This window comes from Variovorax sp. GW821-FHT10C12, from assembly GCF_059415405.1.
Genome location: NZ_JBWKNE010000001.1, coordinates 2,784,709 through 2,805,964 on the forward strand (window position 1 = coordinate 2,784,709; position 21,256 = coordinate 2,805,964).

The window sequence follows — 21,256 nt, forward strand, 5'->3', positions numbered from 1 at the left end:
CACGCCGGTCGGTCAGTGGTGAAGCGCGAGGCCCATGTGGAGCTCGTCGTCGAGCAAAGGCGCCACGGGCGGTGCGTAGGCCGCGAGCGAATCGGGCGACGTCGCGAAGGGCAGCGCCGTGGGAGACGCCTGCGTGCCCCCGAAGGCCGGTGGGAACGCGGCCTGCAGCAGGGCATGCAGCGACTCGGCCGCGGTGTAGGCCTGCAGCATGTCGGACAGCTGCAGCCCGCCCCACGCCGTGCCGTCGCCGAAGGGGAAATGCGGCGCATCGTGCGATTGCTGCTGCTCGATCGACACCGTCACCTCGTCGACGCCGGCCAGGCCCAGCGAATCGGGCGAGGTGTACAGCGCCGCCGCACCCGCTGCAGGCGTGTAGTTGACGTGCAGCGTCTGCGTGGCCACGTTGCTCGCATCGCCGTCGCGGTCGACCACCTGGTAGCTGAGGGTCTCGTCGTAGTTGTGCGAGGTGGTGGTGCGCGGTGCCACCTGGTAGCTGAACTCGCCCGTGTCGAAGTCCACCACCAGCTTGCCGCCCTTGTCGGTGGCAATGGTGACCTGGTGCGTCGCCTGGTTGTAGCTGTAGTCGCTGCCGGTGGCCGGGCCAGTCTTCGTCATCAGGCCCGTGACGCTGTTGAAGGCGTAGGTGGTGCCGTCGATGGTCAGCGTGGACACATGGCCGCCGTCGGCACCGAAGCCCGACGAACCGCCGAGGCCGCCGGTCAGCAGGTTGCTGACGGTGGGCGGCACGCTGATCGTGCCTTGCAGCATGTCGTTCAGCTGGCTCGTGTCGGTGACGATCTTGCCGTTGGTGTTCGTGCCGGTGTTGCCGTTGTAGGCGATGGGGTCGATGATGCCCTGCGCCGCGGGCAAGAGGTCGGACCCGAGACCCAGTGCGAACGAGTTGATCTTGTTGTTGGTGAGGAAGGTCTTCCAGATCGCTTCTTCCGCCGCCTGGATACCGTAGTCGGCCGAACCGCTGCTGCTGCTGTTCGACAACTGCCCTGTGTCGCCATCGCCCCGCGTCGGCTCGCCGTCCGTGAGGAAGTAAGACACGTTCTGGGCCCCCTGCAGCTTGCCTCCGGCCGAGAAACCGCTCATCGCCGTAGCCAGGGCCGCGTCGTAGTTGGTGCTGCCCCCGTGCTGCAGGGTCTGCACCAACGCCTTGGCCTCGGCCGCCGTCATCCAGGCCTGCTGCGCCTGCCCGGTCGTGCTGAAGGTGACAAGCTGCACCCGGACTTCGCCGTACAGGTCGTAGCCGTCGATCAGGTTCTGGACGGCCGCCTTCGCACGGGAGAGCCGCGTCGGCGTTTCCTCGTTCATGCTCCCGGAAAGGTCCAGGATCACCATCAGGTTCGTGTTGATCGGTGCCACGTCGACGGACTGCTCGCCGTTCACGAGCACCGGCACGTCGTCCTTGACGGGCACATTGAAGCTGACCGGCGCAGCAGCGGTCTGGCCGTCTGTCACATGCGCCTGGAATTGCAGGTTCGACAGGCCCTCGCCGTTGCCCGCCGGGTGGTCGATCGGCGCCTTCAGCGTGACGGTGTAGCCCGCCTCGAACTGCCCCGTGCCCGTGGCGGTGACGTTGCCCACGGCCACGGTCATCACCTGGGTGGTGAGGCCGCCGACAGTGACGCTGCCCGTGAGCGTGTGCGTGCCCGCGTCCCAGGTCCACGTCACCGGCTGGCCGCCGGAGGTGACGCCGGCCGGGCCGCTGAGCGACACCGACAGGTCGCCCGCCAGGCTGTCGGGGTCCACGATGGAGATCTTGCCGGTCGATTGCACCGGCGGCTCGCCCACCGCCGCAATGCCGCCGGGCAGGCTGCCTTCGGAGACGATGCCGGCGTCGGTCGCCGTGGCCGTCGGCGCGTCGTTCACCGGGTTGACGGTCACGGTCACCGTGCTGGTGGTCGTGCCGCCGTGGCCGTCGCTCACCGTGACGGTGAAGCTGTCGGTGCCGTTGAAGTCGGCGCTGGGCGTGTACGTGTAGGTGCCGTTGGGGTTCACTGTCACCGTGCCGTGCGACGGGTTGCTGCCCTTGGTGTAGGTGAGCGTGTCGCCGTCGACGTCGCTGCCGATGACCTGGCCGCTGACCGGCGTGTCTTCGTCCGTGGTCTTTGCGTAGTCGGGAGCCTCTGGGGCCTCGTTGACGTTCTGCTCGTTGAGCGTGACGGGGATGTTCGTCGTGATGGTGCCGTCGCTCGCACCGACCACCAGCGAGTGCGCGTTGGCGCCCGCTTCGTAGTCGTTGACGAAGGCTGCAGCACCTGCCGGCGTGAGGCTGATCTCGCCCGTGGCGGGGTTGATGGCGAAGTAGCCGGCGTCGTTGCCCGAGAGGATGCTGTAGGTGACGGTCGCGCTGTCGATGTCGGTGGCCTGGACTGTGCCGAGCACGGTGCCCGCAGTGCGGTTCTCGTCGTAGCCGAAGACGTAGCCGGTGGCCGAGTCCACCGGCGTGCCGCCGCCGTCGACGAACACCGGGGCGTCGTTGACGGGGTTGATGGTCACGGTGACGGTGCTGGTCGTCGTGCCGCCGTGGCCGTCGCTGACCGTGACGGTGAAGCTGTCGGTGCCGTTGAAGTCGGCGCTGGGCGTGTACGTGTAGGTGCCGTCGGCGTTGACGGTGACCGTGCCGTGCGCAGGGTCGCTGCCCTTCGCGTAGGTCAGCGTGTCGCCGTCGACGTCGCTGCCGACCACGCTGCCGCTGACGGGTGTGTCTTCGTCCGTGGTCTTGGCGTAGTCGGGCACCGTCGGTGCGTCGTTGATGTTCTGCTCGTTGAGCGTGACGGGGATGGTGGTCGTGGCCGTGCCATCGGTCGCACCGATCACCAGCGCGTGCGCGTTGGCGCCTGCCTCGTAGTCGTTGACGAAGGCTGCTGCGCCTGCCGCCGTGAGGCTGATCGCGCCCGTGGCGGGGTTGATGGCGAAATAGCCGTTGTCGTTGCCCGAGAGGATGCTGTAGGTGACGTTCGCGCTGTCGATGTCGGTGGCCTGGACTGTGCCGAGCACGGTGCCCGCGGGGCGGTTCTCGTCGTAGCCGAAGACGTAGCCAGTGGCCGTGTCGACCGGCGTGCCGCCGCCGTCGACGAACACGGGGGCGTCGTTGACGGGGTCGATGGTCACGGTCACCGTGCTGGTGGTCGTGCCGCCGTGGCCGTCGCTCACCGTGACGGTGAAGCTGTCGGTGCCGTTGAAGTTGGCGTTCGGGGTGTAGGTGTAGGAGCCGTCCGCGTTGACCGTGACCGCGCCGTTCGCGGGGTCGCTTCCCTTCACGTAGGTCAGCGTGTCGCCGTCGACGTCGCTGCCGATGACCTGGCCGCTGACGGGCGTGTCTTCATCGGTCGTCTCGTTGTAGTTGGGCACCGTCGGCACGTCGTTCACCGGGTCGATCGTGACCGTCACGGTGCTGGTCGTCGTGCCGCCGTGGCCGTCGCTCACCGTGACGGTGAAGCTGTCAGTGCCGTTGAAGTTCGCGCTGGGGACGTAGGTGTAGGTGCCGTTGGCGTTGACCGTGACGGTGCCATGCGCAGGGCCATTGCCCAGCGCGTACGTCAGCGCGTCGCCGTCCACGTCGCTGCCGATCACTTGGCCGCTGACGGGCGTGTCTTCGTCCGTGGTCTGAGCGTAGTTGGGCACCGTGGGGGCGTCGTTCACCGGATCGACGGTGACCGTGATGGTGCTGGTCGTCGTGCCGCCGTGGCCGTCGCTCACTGTGACGGTGAACGTGTCGGTGCCGTTGAAGTTGGCGCCGGGGACGTAGGTGTAGGTGCCGTCGGCATTGACCGTGACGGTGCCGTGCGCTGGATCGCTGCCCTTGGTGTACGTCAGCGTGTCGCCATCGACGTCGCTGCCGACGACCTGGCCGCTGACCGGCGTGTCTTCGTTCGTCGTCTCGGTGTAGTTGGGCGCCGTCGGTGCGTCGTTGACCGGGTTGATGGTCACGCTCACGGTGCTGGTGGTCGTGCCGCCATGGCCGTCGCTGACCGTCACCGTGAAGCTGTCGGTGCCGTTGAAGTTCGCGCCAGGGACGTAGGTGTACGTGCCGTCGGGATTGACCGTGACGGTGCCGTGCGCTGGATCGCTGCCCTTCACGTACGTGAGCGTGTCGCCATCGACGTCGCTGCCGACCACTTGCCCGCTGACGGGGGTGTCTTCGTTCGTGGTCTCGACGTAGTTGGGCACCGTCGGTGCATCGTTGACCGGGTTGACGGTCACGTTGACAGTGCTGGTGGTGGTGCCGCCATGGCCGTCGCTGACCGTCACCGTGAAGCTGTCGGTGCCGTTGAAGTTCGCGCCGGGGACGTAGGTGTAGGTGCCATCGGCGTTGACGGTCACCGTGCCGTGCGCGGGATCACTGCCCTTCGTGTAGGTCAACGTATCGCCGTCGACGTCGCTGCCGACGACCTGCCCACTGACCGGCGCGTCTTCGTTCGTGGTCTCGGTGTAGTTGGGGACTGTCGGTGCATCGTTCACCGGATCGACAGTGACGGTGACGGTGCTGGTCGTCGTGCCGCCGTGGCCGTCGCTCACCGTGACGGTGAACGTGTCGGTGCCGTTGAAGTTGGCATTCGGGGTGTAGGTATAGCTGCCGTCCGCGTTGACCGTCACCGTGCCGTTCGCGGGGTCGCTACCCTTCACGTAGGTCAGCGTGTCGCCGTCCACGTCGCTGCCGGTCACTTGCCCGTTGACAGGCGTGTCTTCGTTCGTCGTCTCGGTGTAGTTGGGCACCGTCGGTGCATCGTTGACCGGATTGATGGTCACATTCACCGTGCTGGTGGTGGTGCCGCCGTGGCCGTCGCTCACCGTCACGGTGAAGCTGTCGGTTCCGTTGAAGTTGGCACCTGGGGTGTAGGTGTATGTGCCATCCGCGTTGACCGTGACCGTGCCGTGCGCGGGGTCGCTGCCCTTGGTGTACGTCAGCGTGTCACCATCGACGTCGCTGCCGACGACCTGGCCGCTGACGGGCGTGTCTTCGTTCGTGGTCTTGGTGTAGTCAGGCACCGTCGGCGCATCGTTCACCGGATCGACCGTCACCGTCACCGTGCTCGTCGTCGTGCCGCCGTGGCCGTCACTCACCGTGACGGTGAACGTGTCGGTGCCATTGAAGTTCGGATTCGGCGTGTACGTGTAGGTGCCGTCGGGGTTGACGACCACCGAGCCATTCGAAGGATTGCTACCCTTCGTGTAGGTCAGCGCATCGCCGTCCACGTCAGCGCCCGTCACCTTGCCGTTGACGGGCGTGTCTTCGTTCGTGGTCTGGTTGTAGTTGGGCGCTGTGGGTGCGTCATTGACCGGATTGATGGTCACGTTCACGGTGCTGGTGGTGGTGCCGCCGTAGCCATCGCTCACCGTCACCGTGAAGCTGTCGGTGCCGTTGAAGTTGGCACCCGGGGTGTAGGTGTAGGTGCCGTCCGCGTTGACCGTGACGGTACCGTGCGCCGGGTCGCTGCCCTTGGTATAGGTCAGCGCGTCGCCATCGACGTCGCTGCCAACGACCTGGCCGCTGACCGGCGTGTCTTCGTTCGTGGTCTGGTTGTAGTTGGGCGCCGTCGGCGCGTCGTTGACCGGGTTGATGGTCACGTTCACCGTGCTGGTGGTCGTGCCGCCGTGGCCATCGCTCACCGTGACTGTGAAGCTGTCGGTGCCGTTGAAGTTGGCGCCGGGCGTGTACGTGTAAGTGCCGTCGGCGTTGACGGTAACCGTGCCGTGCGATGGGTCGCTGCCCTTGGTGTAGGTCAGTGCGTCGCCATCGACGTCACTACCGACCACGCTGCCGCTGACCGGCGTGTCTTCGTTCGTGGTCTTGGTGTAGTCGGGCGCCGTGGGTGCATCGTTCACCGGGTCGATCGTGACGTTCACGGTGCTCGTCGTCGTGCCGCCGTGCCCGTCGCTCACCGTCACGGTGAAGCTGTCGGTGCCATTGAAGTTCGCACCCGGGGTGTAGGTGTACGTGCCATCAGCGTTGACCGTGACCGTGCCGTGCGCTGGATCGCTGCCCTTGGTGTACGTCAACGTGTCGCCATCGACGTCGCTGCCGACCACTTTCCCGCTGACGGGTGTGTCTTCGTCCGTGGTCTGGTTGTAGTTGGGAGCCGTCGGTGCATCGTTGACCGGATCGACCGTGACCGTCACCGTGCTCGTCGTCGTGCCGCCATGGCCATCGCTCACCGTGACAGTGAACGTGTCGGTGCCGTTGAAGTTCGGGTTCGGCGTGTAGACGTACGTGCCATCGGGATTGACCGTGACAGAGCCGTTCGAAGGATTGCTGCCCTTGGTGTAGGTCAACGCGTCACCGTCGACGTCGCTGCCGATGACCTTGCCGTTGACGGGCGTGTCCTCGTTCGTGGTCTGGTTGTAGTTGGGCGCCGTGGGGGCATCGTTGACCGGATCGACGGTGACCGTGATGGTGCTCGTCGTCGTGCCGCCATGGCCATCGCTCACCGTGACGGTGAACGTGTCGGTGCCGTTGAAGTTCGGGTTCGGCGTGTATGTGTAGGTGCCGTCGGGGTTGACGACCACGGAGCCATTCGAAGGATTGCTGCCCTTCGTGTAGGTCAACGCATCGCCGTCCACGTCAACGCCCGTCACCTTTCCGCTGACCGGCGTGTCTTCGTTCGTGGTCTGGGTGTAGTCGGGCGCCGTCGGTGCGTCATTGACCGGGTTGATGGTCACGTTCACCGTGCTGGTGGTCGTTCCACCGTGACCGTCGCTCACCGTCACGGTGAAGCTGTCGGTGCCATTGAAGTTCGCACCCGGGGTGTAGGTGTACGTGCCATCGAGATTGACTGTGACGGTGCCGTGCGCTGGATCGCTGCCCTTCGTGTAAGTCAGTGCGTCGCCATCGACGTCGCTGCCGATCACCTTCCCGCTGACTGGCGTGCCCTCGTCCGTGGTCTGGTTGTAGTTGGGTGCCGTCGGTGCATCGTTCACCGGATCGACGGTGACCGTGATGGTGCTGGTGACCGTGCCACCGTTGCCGTCTCTCACTGTCACAGTGAATGTGTCGGTGCCGTTGAAATTCGGGTTCGGCGTGTAGACGTAGGTGCCATCAGGATTGACCGTCACCGTGCCGTGCGCCGGATCGCTGCCCTTCGTGTAGGTCAGTGCGTCGCCATCGACGTCGCTGCCGATCACCTTCCCGCCGACCGGCGTGTCCTCGTTCGTGGTCTCGGTGTAGTTCGGTGCCGTCGGTGCATCGTTCACCGGGTTCACGGTCACGTTCACCGTACTGGTGGTCGTTCCGCCGTGGCCGTCGCTCACGGTGACCGTGAAGCTGTCGGTGCCATTGAAGTTCGCGCCGGGGGTGTAGGTGTACGTGCCATCGGCATTGACCGTGACGGTGCCATGTGCCGGATCGCTGCCCTTGGTGTACGCAAGGGTGTCGCCATCGACGTCGCTGCCAACGACCTGGCCGCTGACGGGAGTGTCTTCGTCCGTGGTCTGGTTGTAGTTGGGCACCGTCGGTGCGTCGTTCACCGGATCGACAGTGACCGTCACCGTGCTCGTCGTCGTCCCGCCGTGGCCATCGCTCACCGTCACGGTAAAGGTATCGGTGCCATTGAAGTTCGGATTCGGCGTGTAGACATACGTGCCATCGGGATTGACCGTGACCGTGCCGTTTGCCGGGTCGCTGCCCTTCACGTACGTCAGCGCATCGCCATCGACGTCGGTGCCGACCACGCTTCCGTTGATCGGCGTGTCTTCGTTCGTCGTCTCGTTGTAGTCGGGCGCCTTCGGCGCGTCGTTGACGGGCGAGACCGTGACCGTCACCGTGCTCGTCGTCGTCCCGCCATGGCCGTCACTCACCGTGACAGTGAAGCTGTCCGTCCCATGGAAGTCCGGGTTCGGCGTGTACGTGTACGTGCCGTCCGGGTTGACCGTGACCGTGCCGTGCGCCGGATCGCTGCCCTTGGTGTACGTCAGCGTGTCGCCGCTGTCGATGTCGCTGCCGGTCACCCGACCGCTCACGGGCGTGTCTTCGTTCGTCGTCTCGGTGTAGTCGGGCGCGGTGGGCGCGTCGTTGACTGGCGAGACGGTCACGGGCACCGTGACGGTGGTGGTGCCGCCCTTGCCGTCGCTGACGGTCACCTCGAAGCTGTCGGGCCCTTCGTAGCCGGGCTTGGGCGTGTAGACGAACTGGCCGGTAGACGGATCGACGGTGACGGTGCCGTGCTCGGGGCCCTTGGCGACGGTGTAGGTCAGCGTGTCGCGGTCCGGGTCGGTGGCATGCACCTGGCCCTGCACGGGCTTGTCCTGATCGGTGACGACGGGCTCGGCCTTGCCTTCGGGGCCGCGGTTCTGCGCGGGAAGCAACGGCGGGATGAAGGCCGGGCCTCCACCGCCGCCGCCACCACCACCGCTCGCGGCGGCACCGACGCCCAGCACGCCGAGCGCGCCCAGCAGCCAGCCCGGCACGCCGTCGGGCAGCAAGGCGCCGCCGGCGTCGTTCCATTCGATCTCGGTGAAGTGGAAGTCCTTCCAGGGCGCGGTGTACTGGCCCCACCACTGCACGCCGGCGCCGTCTTCGAGCACGAGGTCGTTGCGGCCGGCGTCGGGGTACTCGGCGAAGAAGCCGCGCACGGCGACTTCCTGGCCGTCGCGCAGCACGAGCACAAGGTCGTCGCCGCGGCGCTCGAACTTGAGCACGCTCTCGGGCGCGATCTTCAGCGAGACGATCGACGGGCGATCCAGAACCAGAGGGGCTTCCGCCGTCGCTTTGCGGGATGACGCGCCACCAGACTTGTAAACAGCTTCCATGATTGGTCTTTCTCCTTGACTCCGGACCTCGGGCGAGCCCTCGCTTTCAGCGAACAGCCCGGGTCGCACGTTGGGAAATCTCGAAGGCCGCGGGTGGCTCTCGAGGACTCGCCGGCGCGACCCGGTGCGCGGGTCACGCAGGCTTGCGCTTGCATGGGGCCGGATTCTTGGTTCGGGGGGGTGTCCGGACTTTTGCCGGAGAGGCCGTGGCGTTTGCCGTGGCGTACAACTGTTCACAAACGTGTGTGAATGTCGAATACTTCACACGATTGGCGAAAGAAAATCAGCAATTCGCAAGTTAGGAAAGCGAGCGCTGGCGGTCTTTTGGCTTACGGGCTTTTGCCGGAGCGTCCAATTCTTTTGATGGACGGAATCGGCCCGGCTATTTCCTGCAATACCAAACGGGCCCTGTCCAACACCCCGTTTCCCCTCTGACAGACCCCCTCGCTGTGGCGCCTTTTTTAAGGCCTCTGGCATCAATGGCGGGTGAATCGATCAGGAATCAAGAGCGGTCATTGGATGAATTTGCATTTCTTGTGACAATGATTACCAAATTAATTTCTTGGTTACATTGTTTCGGTCACAGGGCGTTCACACGCGGTGCCGGCGCCCCCTCTTTCCATGTCCTATTGGTCACCTCCGGAGCCCCGGAGAGCTCATCTGCTGGTTGTCGACGACAACGTTGACGAACTCAAGCTCTTGCTGGAAACGCTGCGGGGCACGGGCTACCGCATCACGCTCGCCTTCGACGCGATGGAGGGCTACCGGCGGGCGACGACGCTGCAGATGGACCTGGTGCTGCTGGACGTGCGCCTGGGCGGCACCGACGGATTCGCCGCCTGCCGCCTGCTGAAGGCCGACCCGGCCACGGCGGACATTCCGGTGATCTTCGTGACCTCGTCGGCCAGCCTGGAAGAGCGCCTGACGGGCCTGCGGGCCGGCGCAGTCGACTACATCGTGAAGCCCTTCGACCCGGCCGAGGTGATGGCCCGCGTCGAGATTCACCTGGCGCTGGCGGAATCCCGCAGGGCGCGCACCGCCCCCGCCACGCAGGCGGCGCCCCCGCCCGATGACCCCGCCGCGAACGACGGCGGCGCGCCGGGCTCGGGCATGGACCGCGCGCTCATGCAGGCGGCGGAGCGACTCATCCTGGCCGACCTGAGCCGCGTGCTGCCGCTGCGCGAGCTGGCGGCGCGCGTGGGCACGCATGAAAAGCGCCTGTCGCGCGTGTTCAAGGAGCTCGCGAACCGCACGGTGTTCGAGTTCGTGCGCGAGGCGCGGCTGCACGAGGCGCAGCGCCTGCTGCTCGAATCGGCCATGCGCATCGAGGAGATCGCCGCGGCGGTGGGGTTCTCGAGCGCCGCGAATTTCGCGACGGCGTTTCGCGAGTACTTCGACTGCACGCCCTCGGCCTGCCGCCAGGCCGGTGTCGAACGCTCCGGCACCTGACGCGCGATGCATCCGGTGCGCCCCCTGCCCCGATGGGCAAGCTGTCTGTTGCTGGGTCTCGCCTTGTGGCTGTGGACCGGAGCGGCCAGTGCAGCAGCAGAAGCGATCAAGTTCAGCGCGCTCGCCCAAGGCAAGCTCCCTGTCGCGCAAGCCGTCGAGGTGTGGGAAGACCCCACGGCCCGCCTGTCGGCCAGCGAGGTGCTCGCCGTGCCGAGCGGCGGCGCGAACGGGTTCGTGCCCGCCACGCCCGACCAGTTGATGCGCGGGTTCTCGACCTCGGCGGTGTGGCTGCGCCTGTCGCTGGTCAACGATGCGCAGGAGGTGCGCACGGCGCGGCTCGGGCTCAATGTGACGTGGCTGCGGCATGTCGACTTTCATCTACTGCGCACGCGCAATGGCCAACCCGCATGGACGCACGCGCAGGCCGGCGTGTCCGACCCGATGGACGCCACGCACCGCCACGACCGCATTCCGCAGCTGCAGATCGACCTGCAGCCGGGCGAGTCGGTGCAGGTGCTGGTGCGCGTGATGAGCACGGGCCAGATCAAGCTGGTGCTGGAGCTGCATACCGACGAGGCATGGCACCACATCGAACGCAACCATGCGCTGCTCAGCGGCCTGCTGATCGGCGGGCTGCTGGCCTTCGCGGTGTATTCGGCCGCGCTGTGGTGGATTTCGCGCGCGCCGATGCTCGCGTTCCAGGCGGGGAGTTTTGCGCTGCTGGCGCTCTACGAGGCCACCTACCGCGGCTATGCGCGCATCGCGCTGTGGCCGAACAGCACCGACTGGAGCTACCGCGGCCACAGCGTGATGGTGGCGGCGACGGCGCTGTGCCTGCTGCTGTACTTTCACGAGCGCGGCCGCCAGAGCCCGGTGCGCGTGCCCGGGCGCCCGCTGCTGTTCGTGCTGGCCGGTGTCGAGATCGTCGTGCTGCTGGGCACTTTGTTCGGCCCCTACGCGACCTTCGCAGCCATCGGCATCGTGAACGCGCCGCTGATCGTGCTCGCGCTGACGGTCTGCACTTTCATCTACCAGCGGCGCGCCGGGCCGGGCGGGCGGCTGTCGCTGATGGTGATGCTCGTGATCTGCGTGGGCGCGCTGATGCGCATGTCGGCGCTGATGTTCGCGGAGCGCTCGATGTCCGACTTCGATCACTATGCGCTGGCGTTCCCGGGCATGCTGGTGGGCGCGTTCGCGATCACGGCCTGGTCGTTCCAGGAAACGCGCCAGCGCAACGCGGCGCAGCAGACGCTGCTGGCGTGGCAGGCGCAGGAGCAGCAGCGGCTCGAGGAAGAAGTGGTGCGCAAGACCCGCGCGCTGAGCGAGGCGCTGGGCCAGGCCGAGCAGCGCACGCGCGAACAGAAAGAACTGCTGGCCTACATCAGCCACGACCTGCGCGCGCCGGTGGCCACCATCCTGGGCAACCTGCGGCTGATGCAGGACGCCGGCGACATGCCCGCGCCCACGCGGCTCGCCACCATCGAACGCAGCGCGGCCTACCAGCTGGAGCTCATCGATGACCTGGTCGACTACGCCAAGGGCGAGCTGGCGCCGCTCGCCGTCGAGGCGCAGCCGGTGCAGCTGCGCACGCTGGTCGACAACGTCGCGCAGTACGCCGACGCGCTCGCGCAGCGCCAGCACAACAGCTTCGAACTCACGATCGACGGTGAGCTGCCGGCCCTGGTCCACCTGGACGGCAAGCGGCTGCAGCAGGTGGTGCTGAACCTGCTGTCGAACGCGGCCAGGTTCACGCGCAACGGCGCCATCGGGCTGCGCTTGCAGGCGCAGCCGTCCCACGGCGCGTGGCTGCTGCATTTCGAGGTGACCGACAGCGGCACGGGCATCGACACCGACACGCTCGATCGCATGACCCGCCTGCTGGCCGACAACGCCCCCAGCATGGCGGGCGGTGGCCTCGGGCTGGTGATCGCGCAGCGCATCGTGCAGCGGATGGGCGGGCGGCTCGCGATCCACAGCGGCATGGGCACGGGGACGCGGGTGGTCTTCTCGCTGTCGACCGAGCCGGCGCCTTCGTCGGATGCGCCTGCGCCGCCGTTGCCGGAACCCATCGCCACGCCCGGTCCGCGCCCAAAGCCCAGGGCACGCCGGCCACTTCCGGTGTTGACGCCGTTGTCGCCGGCGCAGAAGGACGAACTCGAAGCGCTGGCCCGCGACGGGCGCTGGAGCGACCTGCACGAATGGGTGAACCGGCTGGCCGCCGAGGCGCACAGCCAGTCGATGGTGCTGACGCTTCGCCAGGCACTGGACCGGCTGGACTTCGAGCAGATCCGCCTGATGGCGCGCGCGGCGCCTTTGCGTCCGCTGTAGCCCGCTCTCGCCCACTCTCGCCCGCCGAGGTCGCGCCAGAACCCATGCGACCGGCAGGGTCGCCCCATGGGTGGTCTTTCGCTTTCCATTTCGATATATCTAGAATAGTCTCGACCCACTCAAGAAAGCCATCCCCATGCGCCACCTTCACCACGCTCCGCACCACCATCACCACCGCCACGCCCCGCGCGGCGAACACGAAGACGGCCTGGCCGGCGGCGGCCGCGGGATGCGCGGCGGGCGCGGCGGCGGCGCGGGCCGGGTGTTCGGCCACGGCGGGCTGCGCTTCGTGCTGCTGCAGCTCATTGCCGACAAGCCCTCGCACGGCTACGAACTGATCAAGGCCATCGAAGACCGCCTGGGCGGCACCTACGCACCGAGCCCCGGCGTGGTCTACCCCACGCTCACGCTGCTGGAAGAGCTGGGCTACCTGAGCGTGGAAACCGCCGACGTCGGCGGTCGCAAGCGCTACAGCATCACGCCGAGCGGCCAGGAGTTTTTGGCCGCCAACCGCGAGACGGCCGACGCCATGATGGCCCGCATGGCAGGCGGCGTGGACGGCGCCGGCCCGCGCGCCGGACGCCCCCCGCAAGTCACCCGCGCCATCGAGAACCTCAAGCTCGCGATGCGCCTGCGCCTCGGCGGCGCCCCCCTCACCGAACAACAAGCCCACGAATTCGCCGCGGTGCTCGACAGCGCCGCACAACAGCTCGAACGCATCTGAACCCATCTCTGCAAATGACTGACTTCACTACGACTCCCTCTTCCAACACGCCCGACCGCGCGCCTCGCCGCGTGCGCCACGAGCTGCGTTTTCGCCAGCTCACGGTGAAGACCGTGCAGCGCGTGACGCCGCACCTGATCCGCATCACGCTGACCGGCGACGCGCTCGAAGGCTTCACCAGCCCCGGCTTCGACGACCACGCGAAGCTGTTCTTTCCCGATGCCGCCACCGGCCAGCTCACGCTGCCGACCGCCGGCCCCGACGGCCCCGTGTGGCCCGAAGGCGGACGCCCCGCCATGCGCGACTACACGCCGCGCCGCCACGATGCGCAGGCGAACACGCTCGAGATCGACTTCGCGCTGCACGACGCCGGCCCCGCCACGCAGTGGGCCGAGCAGGCCAAGCCTGGCGACATCGTCGGCGTGGGCGGCCCGCGCGGCTCGTTCATCGTGCCGACCGAATTCGACTGGCACCTGCTGATCGGCGACGACACCGCCCTGCCCGCCATCTCGCGCCGCCTGACCGAACTGCCGGCCGGTGCGCGCGTGGTGGTGCTGGCGGAAGTCGACAGCGCAGCCGACGAGATTCCTTTCGAGACGCAGGCCGAGCTCACGCTGCGCTGGGTGCACCGCGAAGGCGCCGCGCCGGGACTGAGCCCCGTGCTGGTCGACACGCTGAAAGCGATGACGCTGCCAGCCGGCGACTTCCACGCCTGGGTGGGCTGTGAATCGGCGATCGCGAAAGCGCTGCGCACGCACCTCGTGGGCGAGCGCGGCGCGAACCCGAAGTGGGTTCGGGCGTCGGGTTACTGGCGTCGGGGTGCGGTGGCGACGCACGACACGCACGACGAATAAGGAAGGCGCGATTCAGTCGCGAAGCCCGGGGCCGGGCTTCGTGCTAGAGCCAGCCGACGCGGCGGAACCGGTAGTACAGGTACCCGCAGGTGCTGACGATCAGCCCCAGCGCCATCGCATAGCCATAGCGGAATTTCAGCTCCGGCATGTGCTCGAAGTTCATCCCCCAGATGCCCGCAAACGCAGTGCACACCGCGAAGATGCTGGCCCAGGCGGCGAGCCGCTTGGTCACTTCGCTCTCCTCGATGGTGACCATCGAGAGGTTCACCTGCACCGCCGTGGCGATGGTGTCGCGCACCGCGTCGATCGAGCCATTGATGCGCACCAGGTGGTCGCCCACGTCGCGGAAATACTCCTGCGTGCCCACGCAGATCTGCGGCACGCGCCCGCCGTGCAGCTTGCCCGCCGCCTCCACCAGCGGCGCCACCGCGCGCTTGAGGATGAGGCTGCGGCGCTTCAGGTCGTACAGCTGCTTGATCTTGTCGCGCGCCGCACCGCCCTGGGCAAAAATCTGCTGCTCGATGGATTCGAGTTCCACTTCGAGCGCGTCGATCACCGGAAAGTAGCGGTCGACCACCGCGTCCATCAGCGCATAGAGCACGAAGCCCGCGCCATTGCGCAGCAGGTCGGGCTCGCGCTCGCAGCGCTCGCGCACACCCAGGAAGCCCTGCTGGCTGCGGTTGCGCACCGACAGCACGTAGTTGCGGCCGACGAACACGTTGACCTCGCCCACGTTCACGCTGTGCTCGCCGTCGGCTTCGGTCGAAGGCTCGACCAGGTGCATCACGACGAACAGCGAGTCGCCGTACTCCTCCACCTTGGGCCGCTGGTGGCCGTGCTGCGCGTCTTCGACGGCCAGCGAGTGCAGGTCGAACTCGTCCTGCATCTGGGCCAGTTCTTCGGGCGTCGCGTCGCTCAGCGCCACCCAGACGAAGCAGCCGGCGCGGGAGATGTACTCGCTGATGTCCTCGACGGGAATGTCGGCGAGCTTGGCGCCGTTTTCATAGGCCACGCAGTTGATCAGCATCGGGACGCTTCTCTCTTCGAACTTGGAATGAACTCAGGCGGGCGCATCGGTCGATGCGGTCGCGGCCAGGGCGGCTGTTTCTGCCAGCGAGGCCTCGATGGCCTGCGTCTCGCGCGCGAGCAGGGCCAGGCCCTTGTCGGCGAACGCGCGGTGGCTGGCCACGTCGGCCCACAGGCTCGCCGCGGCTTCGGCACACGTCAGCGACGTGAAGCGGATGCGGCCCTTGGCCAGCGCGACGAAGCGCTGCTCGCGCAGCGGATCGGCCCGGTCCCAGGCGCCGCCGATGAGCACGCGCTTGCCGCGCTTGATGCGGGGTTCGCGCTCGGCGAAGAAAGGCAGCTTGGCGCCGAACCAGCCCGGCAGGCCGGTGTTCAGCGCGGTGTCGAAGGCGGAAGGGGCGGCGTTCGCCTTGGCAAATTCGCGCAGCGTGCCGAGCTGGTAGAGCGCCGGGTCCTTGGCGCCGCCCGTGCCTTCGACGGGCCGGATGACGGACGGGCCGCTGTTGCCCGTGCCCGGGCGCCCTTCGGGCCGTTTCGACTTGCGCAGGTCCGCCAGCTGGGCCGGCGACATGCACAGATACAGCGCCGCGAGTTCAGCGGGCAAGGTGGCGGTGTCCGGGAGCGCGTCCGCTGCAGGGCCTTTGATTTCATCCGACGGGGCCATGGGCGCCTTTGTTCTTCACGCGGGGTTTGCGCCGAGGGATTTTAGGAGGGCAGTACCGGCCGCCCGGCCGCGTCAGTGCTCGGGGCCGCCCGGCCCCTGCGGCTCGGGTGCTGGGGCCGGCAGCCATTGCAGCTCGTCCGGCAGGTAGGGCCGCGACCAGCGCATGCCGTCCAGCCGCACGCGCAGCGTGAGCCCCCGCACGGTGGTCACGGTGCCGGGCTGCCCGTGCACCAGCACCCTGGCGCCCTTGCGGGCAGGCACATGAAATCGTTTCCGGATGTCCTCGTAGCTCACTGGGGTCTCCATCGATGAAGGTCGCGTGCGCCCGCGTAGTCATGCGCATGCGCATGACTACGCGCGGGGGAGCTGTCTGGATTCAGGGGAATGCGGCCAAAGTGGACGCGGCGGGGATGCCGGTGCGAGGAGGCCGGCGTGCACGCCGATGGCCGTCCCCGATAATGACCCGATCCCCGGGATGCGCAGCGCGCACCCTCTTTTCTTCTCCACGGATTCAATGACCTTACCGGTGAAAAGCACCAAAGATCAAGCCCCCTCGGCTGGCGATTTCGCCGGGCACACGCCCATGATGGCGCAGTACTTAGGCCTCAAGGCCGACCATCCGGACACCCTGCTGTTCTACCGGATGGGCGATTTCTACGAACTGTTCTGGGCCGACGCCGAAAAGGCCTCGCGCCTGCTCGACATCACGCTCACCCAACGCGGCCAGTCGGCCGGGCAGCCGGTGCTGATGTGCGGCGTGCCCTTCCACTCGGTCGACACCTACCTCGCACGGCTCATCAAGCTGGGCGAATCGGTCGCCATCTGCGAGCAGGTGGGCGAGGTCGGCGCCAGCAAGGGGCCGGTCGAGCGCAAGGTGGTGCGGGTGGTCACGCCCGGCACGCTGACCGACTCTGAACTGCTCAACGACAAGAGCGATTCGCTGCTGCTCGCCGTGCATGCGGGCACGCGCAATTTCTGCGGCCTCGCCTGGCTCAGCGTGACGGGCGCCGAGCTGCGGCTGGCCGAGTGCCCCGCCGATGCGCTCGAAGCCTGGATCGCGCGCATCGCACCGAGCGAACTGCTGTACAGCGCCGAGGTCACGCCCGCCTTCGAGCAGCGCCTGAAGGCCGCGCGCGCGGCCGTGCCGTTCACGCTGTCGCTGCGTCCGGCCTGGCAGTTCGACCCCGGCCTGGGCGAGCGCAAGCTCAGCGAGCAGATGGGCAGCCACAGCCTCGCGGCGTGGAACGCCGAATCGCTGAGCAACGCGCACGCCGCCGCCGCCGCGCTGCTGGGCTATGCCGAGCACACGCAGGGCCGCGCGCTGTCGCACGTGCAGCGCCTGTCGGTGGAGCGCGACGGCGACCTGATCGAGCTGCCGCCCACCACGCGCCGCAACCTCGAGCTGGTGCAGACGCTGCGCGGCGAAGACTCGCCCACGATGTTCTCGCTGCTCGACACCTGCATGACGGGCATGGGCAGCCGCCTGCTCAAGCGCTGGCTGCTCTCGCCGCGGCGCGACCGCAGCGAAGCCCAGGGCCGGCTCGACGCCATCGGCGCGCTGCAGTCCCCCGGGCCCGGCGCCACGGCCGCGCCCTGGCGCACGCTGCGCGAGCAACTGAAGAACACGAGCGATGTGGAACGCATCGCGGCGCGCATCGCGCTGCGCCAGGTGCGCCCGCGCGAACTCGTGGCGCTGCAGCTCGCGCTGGCGAAGGCCGAGCAACTGGCGCCGCTGCTGCCGGGCGCCGCCGCGCTGCTGGCGCAGATCACCGAACGCCTGGCGCCGCCGCCGGGCTGCGCCGACCTGTTGGTGCGCGCGATCAAGCCCGATCCGTCGGCGCTGGTGCGCGACGGCGGCGTGATCGCCACGGGCCACGACGCCGAGCTCGACGAGCTCCGCGAGATCAGCGAGAACTGCGACGACTTCCTGCTCAAGCTCGAGATCAGCGAGCGCGAGCGCACCGGCATCAGCAACCTGCGCGTGCAGTTCAACCGCGTGCACGGCTTCTACATCGAGGTGACGCAAAGCGCGCTCTCTAAGGTGCCCGACAACTACCGCCGCCGCCAGACGCTGAAGAACGCCGAACGCTTCATCACGCCCGAGCTCAAGGCCTTCGAAGACAAGGCGCTGAGCGCGCAAGACCGCGCACTGGCGCGCGAGAAGTGGCTGTACGAGCAGCTGCTCGACGCGCTGCAGCCCTCGGTGCCCGCGCTCACGCAGCTGGCCGGCGGCATTGCCGCGCTCGATGCGCTGTGCGCGCTGGCCGAGCGCTCGCACACGCTGAACTGGCGCGCGCCGACCTTCGTGTCGCACCCGTGCATCGAGATCCAGCAGGGCCGCCACCCGGTGGTGGAGGCGCGACTGGCCGAGAAGTCGTCGGGCGGCTTCATCGCCAACGACACGCAGATGGGGCCGCAGCAGCGCATGCAGATCATCACCGGACCGAACATGGGCGGTAAGTCGACCTACATGCGGCAGGTGGCGATCGTGGTGCTGCTGGCCTCCATCGGCTCGCACGTGCCGGCCACGGCCTGCCGGCTCGGGCCGATCGACGCCATTCACACGCGCATCGGCGCGGCCGACGACCTGGCCAATGCACAGTCGACCTTCATGCTCGAGATGACCGAGGCCGCGCAGATCCTGCACAGCGCCACGGCGCAGTCGCTGGTGCTGATGGACGAGATCGGCCGCGGCACCAGCACCTTCGACGGCCTGGCGCTGGCGGCCGGCATCGCGGCGCAACTGCACGACCGCAGCAAGGCCTTCACGCTGTTCGCCACGCACTACTTCGAGCTCACCGAGTTCCCGGCCACGCACCACGGCGCGGTGAACATGCACGTCAGCGCGACCGAGTCGGGCCGCGACATCGTGTTCCTGCACGAGATGCAGCCGGGCCCGGCCAGCAAGAGCTACGGCATCCAGGTGGCGCGCCTCGCGGGCATGCCAGCGGCGGTGGTCAACCACGCGCGGCAGGCGCTCGATGCGCTCGAATCGCAGCATGCGCAAACGCGTGCCCAGGTCGACCTGTTTGCGCCGCCGCCGGCCACCGAAATCCCCATGGCCAGCGCCGTAGAATCCGCGCTGGCGGCCCTCGACCCGGACACCATGAGCCCGCGCGAAGCCCTCGACGCGCTCTATGCCCTCCAGAAACTGAACGCACGTGAACGCAGTACCGCATGAGCGGGCCCAGTTCCTGCAAGGCGAACCCATGACTTATTGCGTAGGCATCAAACTCAACGCCGGCCTGGTGTTTCTCTCCGACTCGCGCACGAACGCGGGGGTGGACCACATCAGCACCTTCCGCAAGATGATCGTCTACGAGCAGCCAGGCGACCGCGTCATGGTGCTGCTGTCGTCGGGCAACCTGAGCATCTCGCAGTCGGTGCGCGAAATTTTGCAGATCGAAGAGCTGCGCGAAACGCGCGAAGACGGCACGCAGGGCGAACCCATCACCATCTGGAACGCCAAGAGCATGTTCGACGCCGCGCGCGTGCTGGGCTCGGCCGTGCGCCATGTGTACGACCGCGACGCCGAAGCGCTCAAGCATGCGGGCCTCGATTTCAACGTGTCGTTCATCTTCGGCGGGCAGGTCAAGGGCGAAGGCATGCGCCTGTTCCTGGTCTACGCCGCCGGCAACTTCATCGAAGCCACCACCGAGACGCCCTACTTCCAGGTGGGCGAGTCGAAGTACGGCAAGCCCGTGCTCGACCGCGTGCTCACGCCCGAGACGCCGCTGGACGAAGCCGCCAAGTGCGCGCTGGTGTCGATGGACTCGACCATGAAGTCGAACCTGTCGGTCGGCCTGCCGCTGGACCTGGTGGTGTACGAGGCCAACAAGCTCGAGACCGACCGCGTGATCTGCATCGACGCCGACAACCCCTACTACCGCATGATGCACAACAGCTGGGGCCAGAAGCTGCGCGAGGTGTTCGACAGCATCGAAGACCCGGTGTGGGACGACAGCGCCACCGAACACCCGCTGCGGATGCCGGCCACGCGCCACAGCCCGCTGCGCAAGATCTCCACGCCCGACGAAAAGCTCATCTGAATCTGTCCGTGCCTCCTGTCATCTTTTCGCACGGCAACAGCTTTCCGGCGAGCACCTACCGCGTCGTTCTCGACAGCCTTCGCAACCGGGGCTTCGAGGTCGACGCCATCGAGAAATTCGGGCATGACCCGAAGTACCCTGTCACCGACAACTGGCCGCACCTGGTGCAGCAGCTGACCGACTTCGCCAAGCTGCGCGCCGACCGCGCGGGCGGCCCGGTGTTCCTCATCGGCCATTCGCTGGGCGGCTTCCTGAGCCTGATGTGCGCGGCGCGCCATCCCGAGCTGGCGCGCGGCGTGCTGCTGATCGACTCGCCGATCCTCGGCGGCTGGCGCGCGAACACGCTCAACGTGGTCAAGCGCACGCCGCTCATGAAGAGCATTTCGCCCGGCGCCACCAGCCGCAAGCGCCGCAACAGCTGGGAGCACCGAGAGGCGGTGTTCGAGCACTTCCGCAGCAAGAAGGCGTTCGCGAAGTGGGACGAGCAGGTGCTGCACGACTACATCGACCACGGCACCTTCGACAGCGAAGACACGCGCGCCCTGAGCTTCGACCGCGACGTGGAAACCGCGATCTACAACACCCTGCCCCACACGCTGGGCGGGCTGCTGCGCCGCCACCCGATCAAGTGCAAGGTGGCCTTCATCGGTGGGCGCCAGTCGGTCGAGATGAAGCAGGTGGGCATGGCGATGACCGAGCAGGTCACCAAGGGCCGCATCACGATGCTCGACGGCAGCCACCTGTTTCCGATGGAAAAGCCACTGGCCACGGCGGCGGCCATCGAGGCCTCGCTGCGCAACCTGATGTAGGTGGTGTTCAGGCGGTGCGGCAGGCGACCGCGTCGCCGACGCGCAGCACACCGCCACGCAGCACCCGCGCCGTCACGCCGCCATGCCCGCGCATGGCGTTGTAGCCGCCGGGACCGAGCAGTTCTTCCATGCGCGAGCAGGGCTCGCAGGGCCCGGTGATCTCGAGCAGCACCTCGGGCCCGAGCGCCAGCACCAGCGGCTGGTCGCGAAACAGCGAGCGCGCCGCCAGCAGGTTGAAGCCCGACACGACGAGGTTGCGGCGCAGCAGGCCCGCGTCGACACCGGCCACGCGCTGCGCGAGCGCCGCGACAACCGGCAGGTGCTCCGCCTGGATCAGCGTGACCTGCCGCTTGCCACCGCCGCGCCCGGCACTGCTGCGGTCACCGGCCAGGCCCAGCCCTTCGATCGCCAGCACCTCGTTCACCGATTGAACTGGCGTGCGCCGCGCGGGGCGCAGCAGGATGGCGTCGAGCCGGCCGGGGTGCGGAAACTGCCGGGTCAGGGCGTGGAGGTCGGACATGCGCCGCATTGTCCACGCGGACTTTTTTTGCGCGTCGCTGTCGGCCCGCCGCATACTGGCGCGTCCTTGGGGTTGA

The 21,256-nt window shown here is 67.7% G+C and carries 12 protein-coding genes; 7 read left to right on the plus strand and 5 right to left on the minus strand.

The window, feature by feature from the left end; translation table 11 throughout:
• Window positions 1-12: 12 nt before the first annotated feature.
• Window positions 13-8,757 carry a tandem-95 repeat protein gene (locus AC07OH_RS13005; RefSeq protein ID WP_495300925.1) on the minus strand — a complete coding sequence of 2,915 codons (8,745 nt, stop codon included), beginning with the start codon at window positions 8,755-8,757 and terminating at the stop codon, window positions 13-15.
• A gap of 621 nt (window positions 8,758-9,378) precedes the next feature.
• Between AC07OH_RS13005 and AC07OH_RS13010 the strand changes: the two genes are divergently transcribed.
• The 4 genes from AC07OH_RS13010 (at window position 9,379) to AC07OH_RS13025 (ending at window position 14,112) form a co-directional block, all read left to right on the plus strand.
• Window positions 9,379-10,206 (plus strand): response regulator transcription factor, encoded by an 828-nt coding sequence (locus tag AC07OH_RS13010; protein WP_354344853.1) that lies wholly within the window; start codon window positions 9,379-9,381, stop codon window positions 10,204-10,206.
• A 63-nt stretch (window positions 10,207-10,269) separates the two neighbouring features.
• Entirely contained in the window at window positions 10,270-12,534 is a 2,265-nt protein-coding gene (locus AC07OH_RS13015) for a sensor histidine kinase (RefSeq protein WP_495300926.1), read from the plus strand.
• Window positions 12,535-12,670: 136 nt separating this feature from the next.
• Entirely contained in the window at window positions 12,671-13,258 is a 588-nt protein-coding gene (locus tag AC07OH_RS13020) for a PadR family transcriptional regulator (RefSeq protein ID WP_062474958.1), read from the plus strand.
• 14 nt (window positions 13,259-13,272) lie between these two features.
• Window positions 13,273-14,112: a siderophore-interacting protein gene (locus AC07OH_RS13025; protein WP_495300927.1), complete on the plus strand. Its 840-nt coding sequence runs from the start codon at window positions 13,273-13,275 to the stop codon at window positions 14,110-14,112.
• A 43-nt stretch (window positions 14,113-14,155) separates the two neighbouring features.
• On the opposite strand, the gene corA is transcribed toward AC07OH_RS13025, so the two are convergent.
• From corA to AC07OH_RS13040, 3 genes are all read right to left on the minus strand, one after another.
• Complete coding sequence (gene corA / locus AC07OH_RS13030) at window positions 14,156-15,139, minus strand: magnesium/cobalt transporter CorA (RefSeq protein ID WP_495300928.1); 984 nt, start codon at window positions 15,137-15,139, stop codon at window positions 14,156-14,158.
• 33 nt (window positions 15,140-15,172) lie between these two features.
• Window positions 15,173-15,742, minus strand: coding sequence for a hypothetical protein (locus AC07OH_RS13035; protein WP_495300929.1), 570 nt, complete (start codon window positions 15,740-15,742; stop codon window positions 15,173-15,175).
• Between the two features lie 132 nt (window positions 15,743-15,874).
• Window positions 15,875-16,108, minus strand: coding sequence for a polysaccharide deacetylase (locus AC07OH_RS13040; protein ID WP_495300930.1), 234 nt, complete (start codon window positions 16,106-16,108; stop codon window positions 15,875-15,877).
• A 208-nt stretch (window positions 16,109-16,316) separates the two neighbouring features.
• Here AC07OH_RS13040 and mutS point away from each other — a divergent pair, with 208 nt between their 5' ends.
• From mutS to AC07OH_RS13055, 3 genes are read left to right on the plus strand one after another with little or no spacing between them, the layout of a single operon-like run.
• Window positions 16,317-18,983: a DNA mismatch repair protein MutS gene (mutS, locus tag AC07OH_RS13045; protein WP_495300931.1), complete on the plus strand. Its 2,667-nt coding sequence runs from the start codon at window positions 16,317-16,319 to the stop codon at window positions 18,981-18,983.
• A gap of 28 nt (window positions 18,984-19,011) precedes the next feature.
• Complete coding sequence (locus AC07OH_RS13050; protein ID WP_062474940.1) at window positions 19,012-19,851, plus strand: proteasome-type protease; 840 nt, start codon at window positions 19,012-19,014, stop codon at window positions 19,849-19,851.
• Between the two features lie 2 nt (window positions 19,852-19,853).
• A complete protein-coding gene (locus AC07OH_RS13055) occupies window positions 19,854-20,660 on the plus strand; it encodes an alpha/beta fold hydrolase (protein ID WP_495300979.1) in 807 nt (268 codons plus the stop codon).
• A gap of 7 nt (window positions 20,661-20,667) precedes the next feature.
• Here AC07OH_RS13055 and AC07OH_RS13060 read toward each other — a convergent pair whose 3' ends face one another.
• A complete protein-coding gene (locus tag AC07OH_RS13060) occupies window positions 20,668-21,180 on the minus strand; it encodes an MOSC domain-containing protein (protein WP_495300932.1) in 513 nt (170 codons plus the stop codon).
• Window positions 21,181-21,256: the final 76 nt, after the last annotated feature.

What these genes read in the sequence shown, in the direction of transcription:
- AC07OH_RS13005 (WP_495300925.1), bottom strand. Translation starts at nt 8,757, where the DNA reads ATGGAAGCTGTTTACAAGTCTGGTGGCGCGTCATCCCGCAAAGCGACG.
- AC07OH_RS13010 (WP_354344853.1), top strand. Translation starts at nt 9,379, where the DNA reads ATGTCCTATTGGTCACCTCCGGAGCCCCGGAGAGCTCATCTGCTGGTT.
- AC07OH_RS13020 (WP_062474958.1), top strand. Translation starts at nt 12,671, where the DNA reads ATGCGCCACCTTCACCACGCTCCGCACCACCATCACCACCGCCACGCC.
- AC07OH_RS13025 (WP_495300927.1), top strand. Translation starts at nt 13,273, where the DNA reads ATGACTGACTTCACTACGACTCCCTCTTCCAACACGCCCGACCGCGCG.
- corA (WP_495300928.1), bottom strand. Translation starts at nt 15,139, where the DNA reads ATGCTGATCAACTGCGTGGCCTATGAAAACGGCGCCAAGCTCGCCGAC.
- AC07OH_RS13040 (WP_495300930.1), bottom strand. Translation starts at nt 16,108, where the DNA reads ATGGAGACCCCAGTGAGCTACGAGGACATCCGGAAACGATTTCATGTG.
- mutS (WP_495300931.1), top strand. Translation starts at nt 16,317, where the DNA reads ATGACCTTACCGGTGAAAAGCACCAAAGATCAAGCCCCCTCGGCTGGC.
- AC07OH_RS13050 (WP_062474940.1), top strand. Translation starts at nt 19,012, where the DNA reads ATGACTTATTGCGTAGGCATCAAACTCAACGCCGGCCTGGTGTTTCTC.
- AC07OH_RS13060 (WP_495300932.1), bottom strand. Translation starts at nt 21,180, where the DNA reads ATGTCCGACCTCCACGCCCTGACCCGGCAGTTTCCGCACCCCGGCCGG.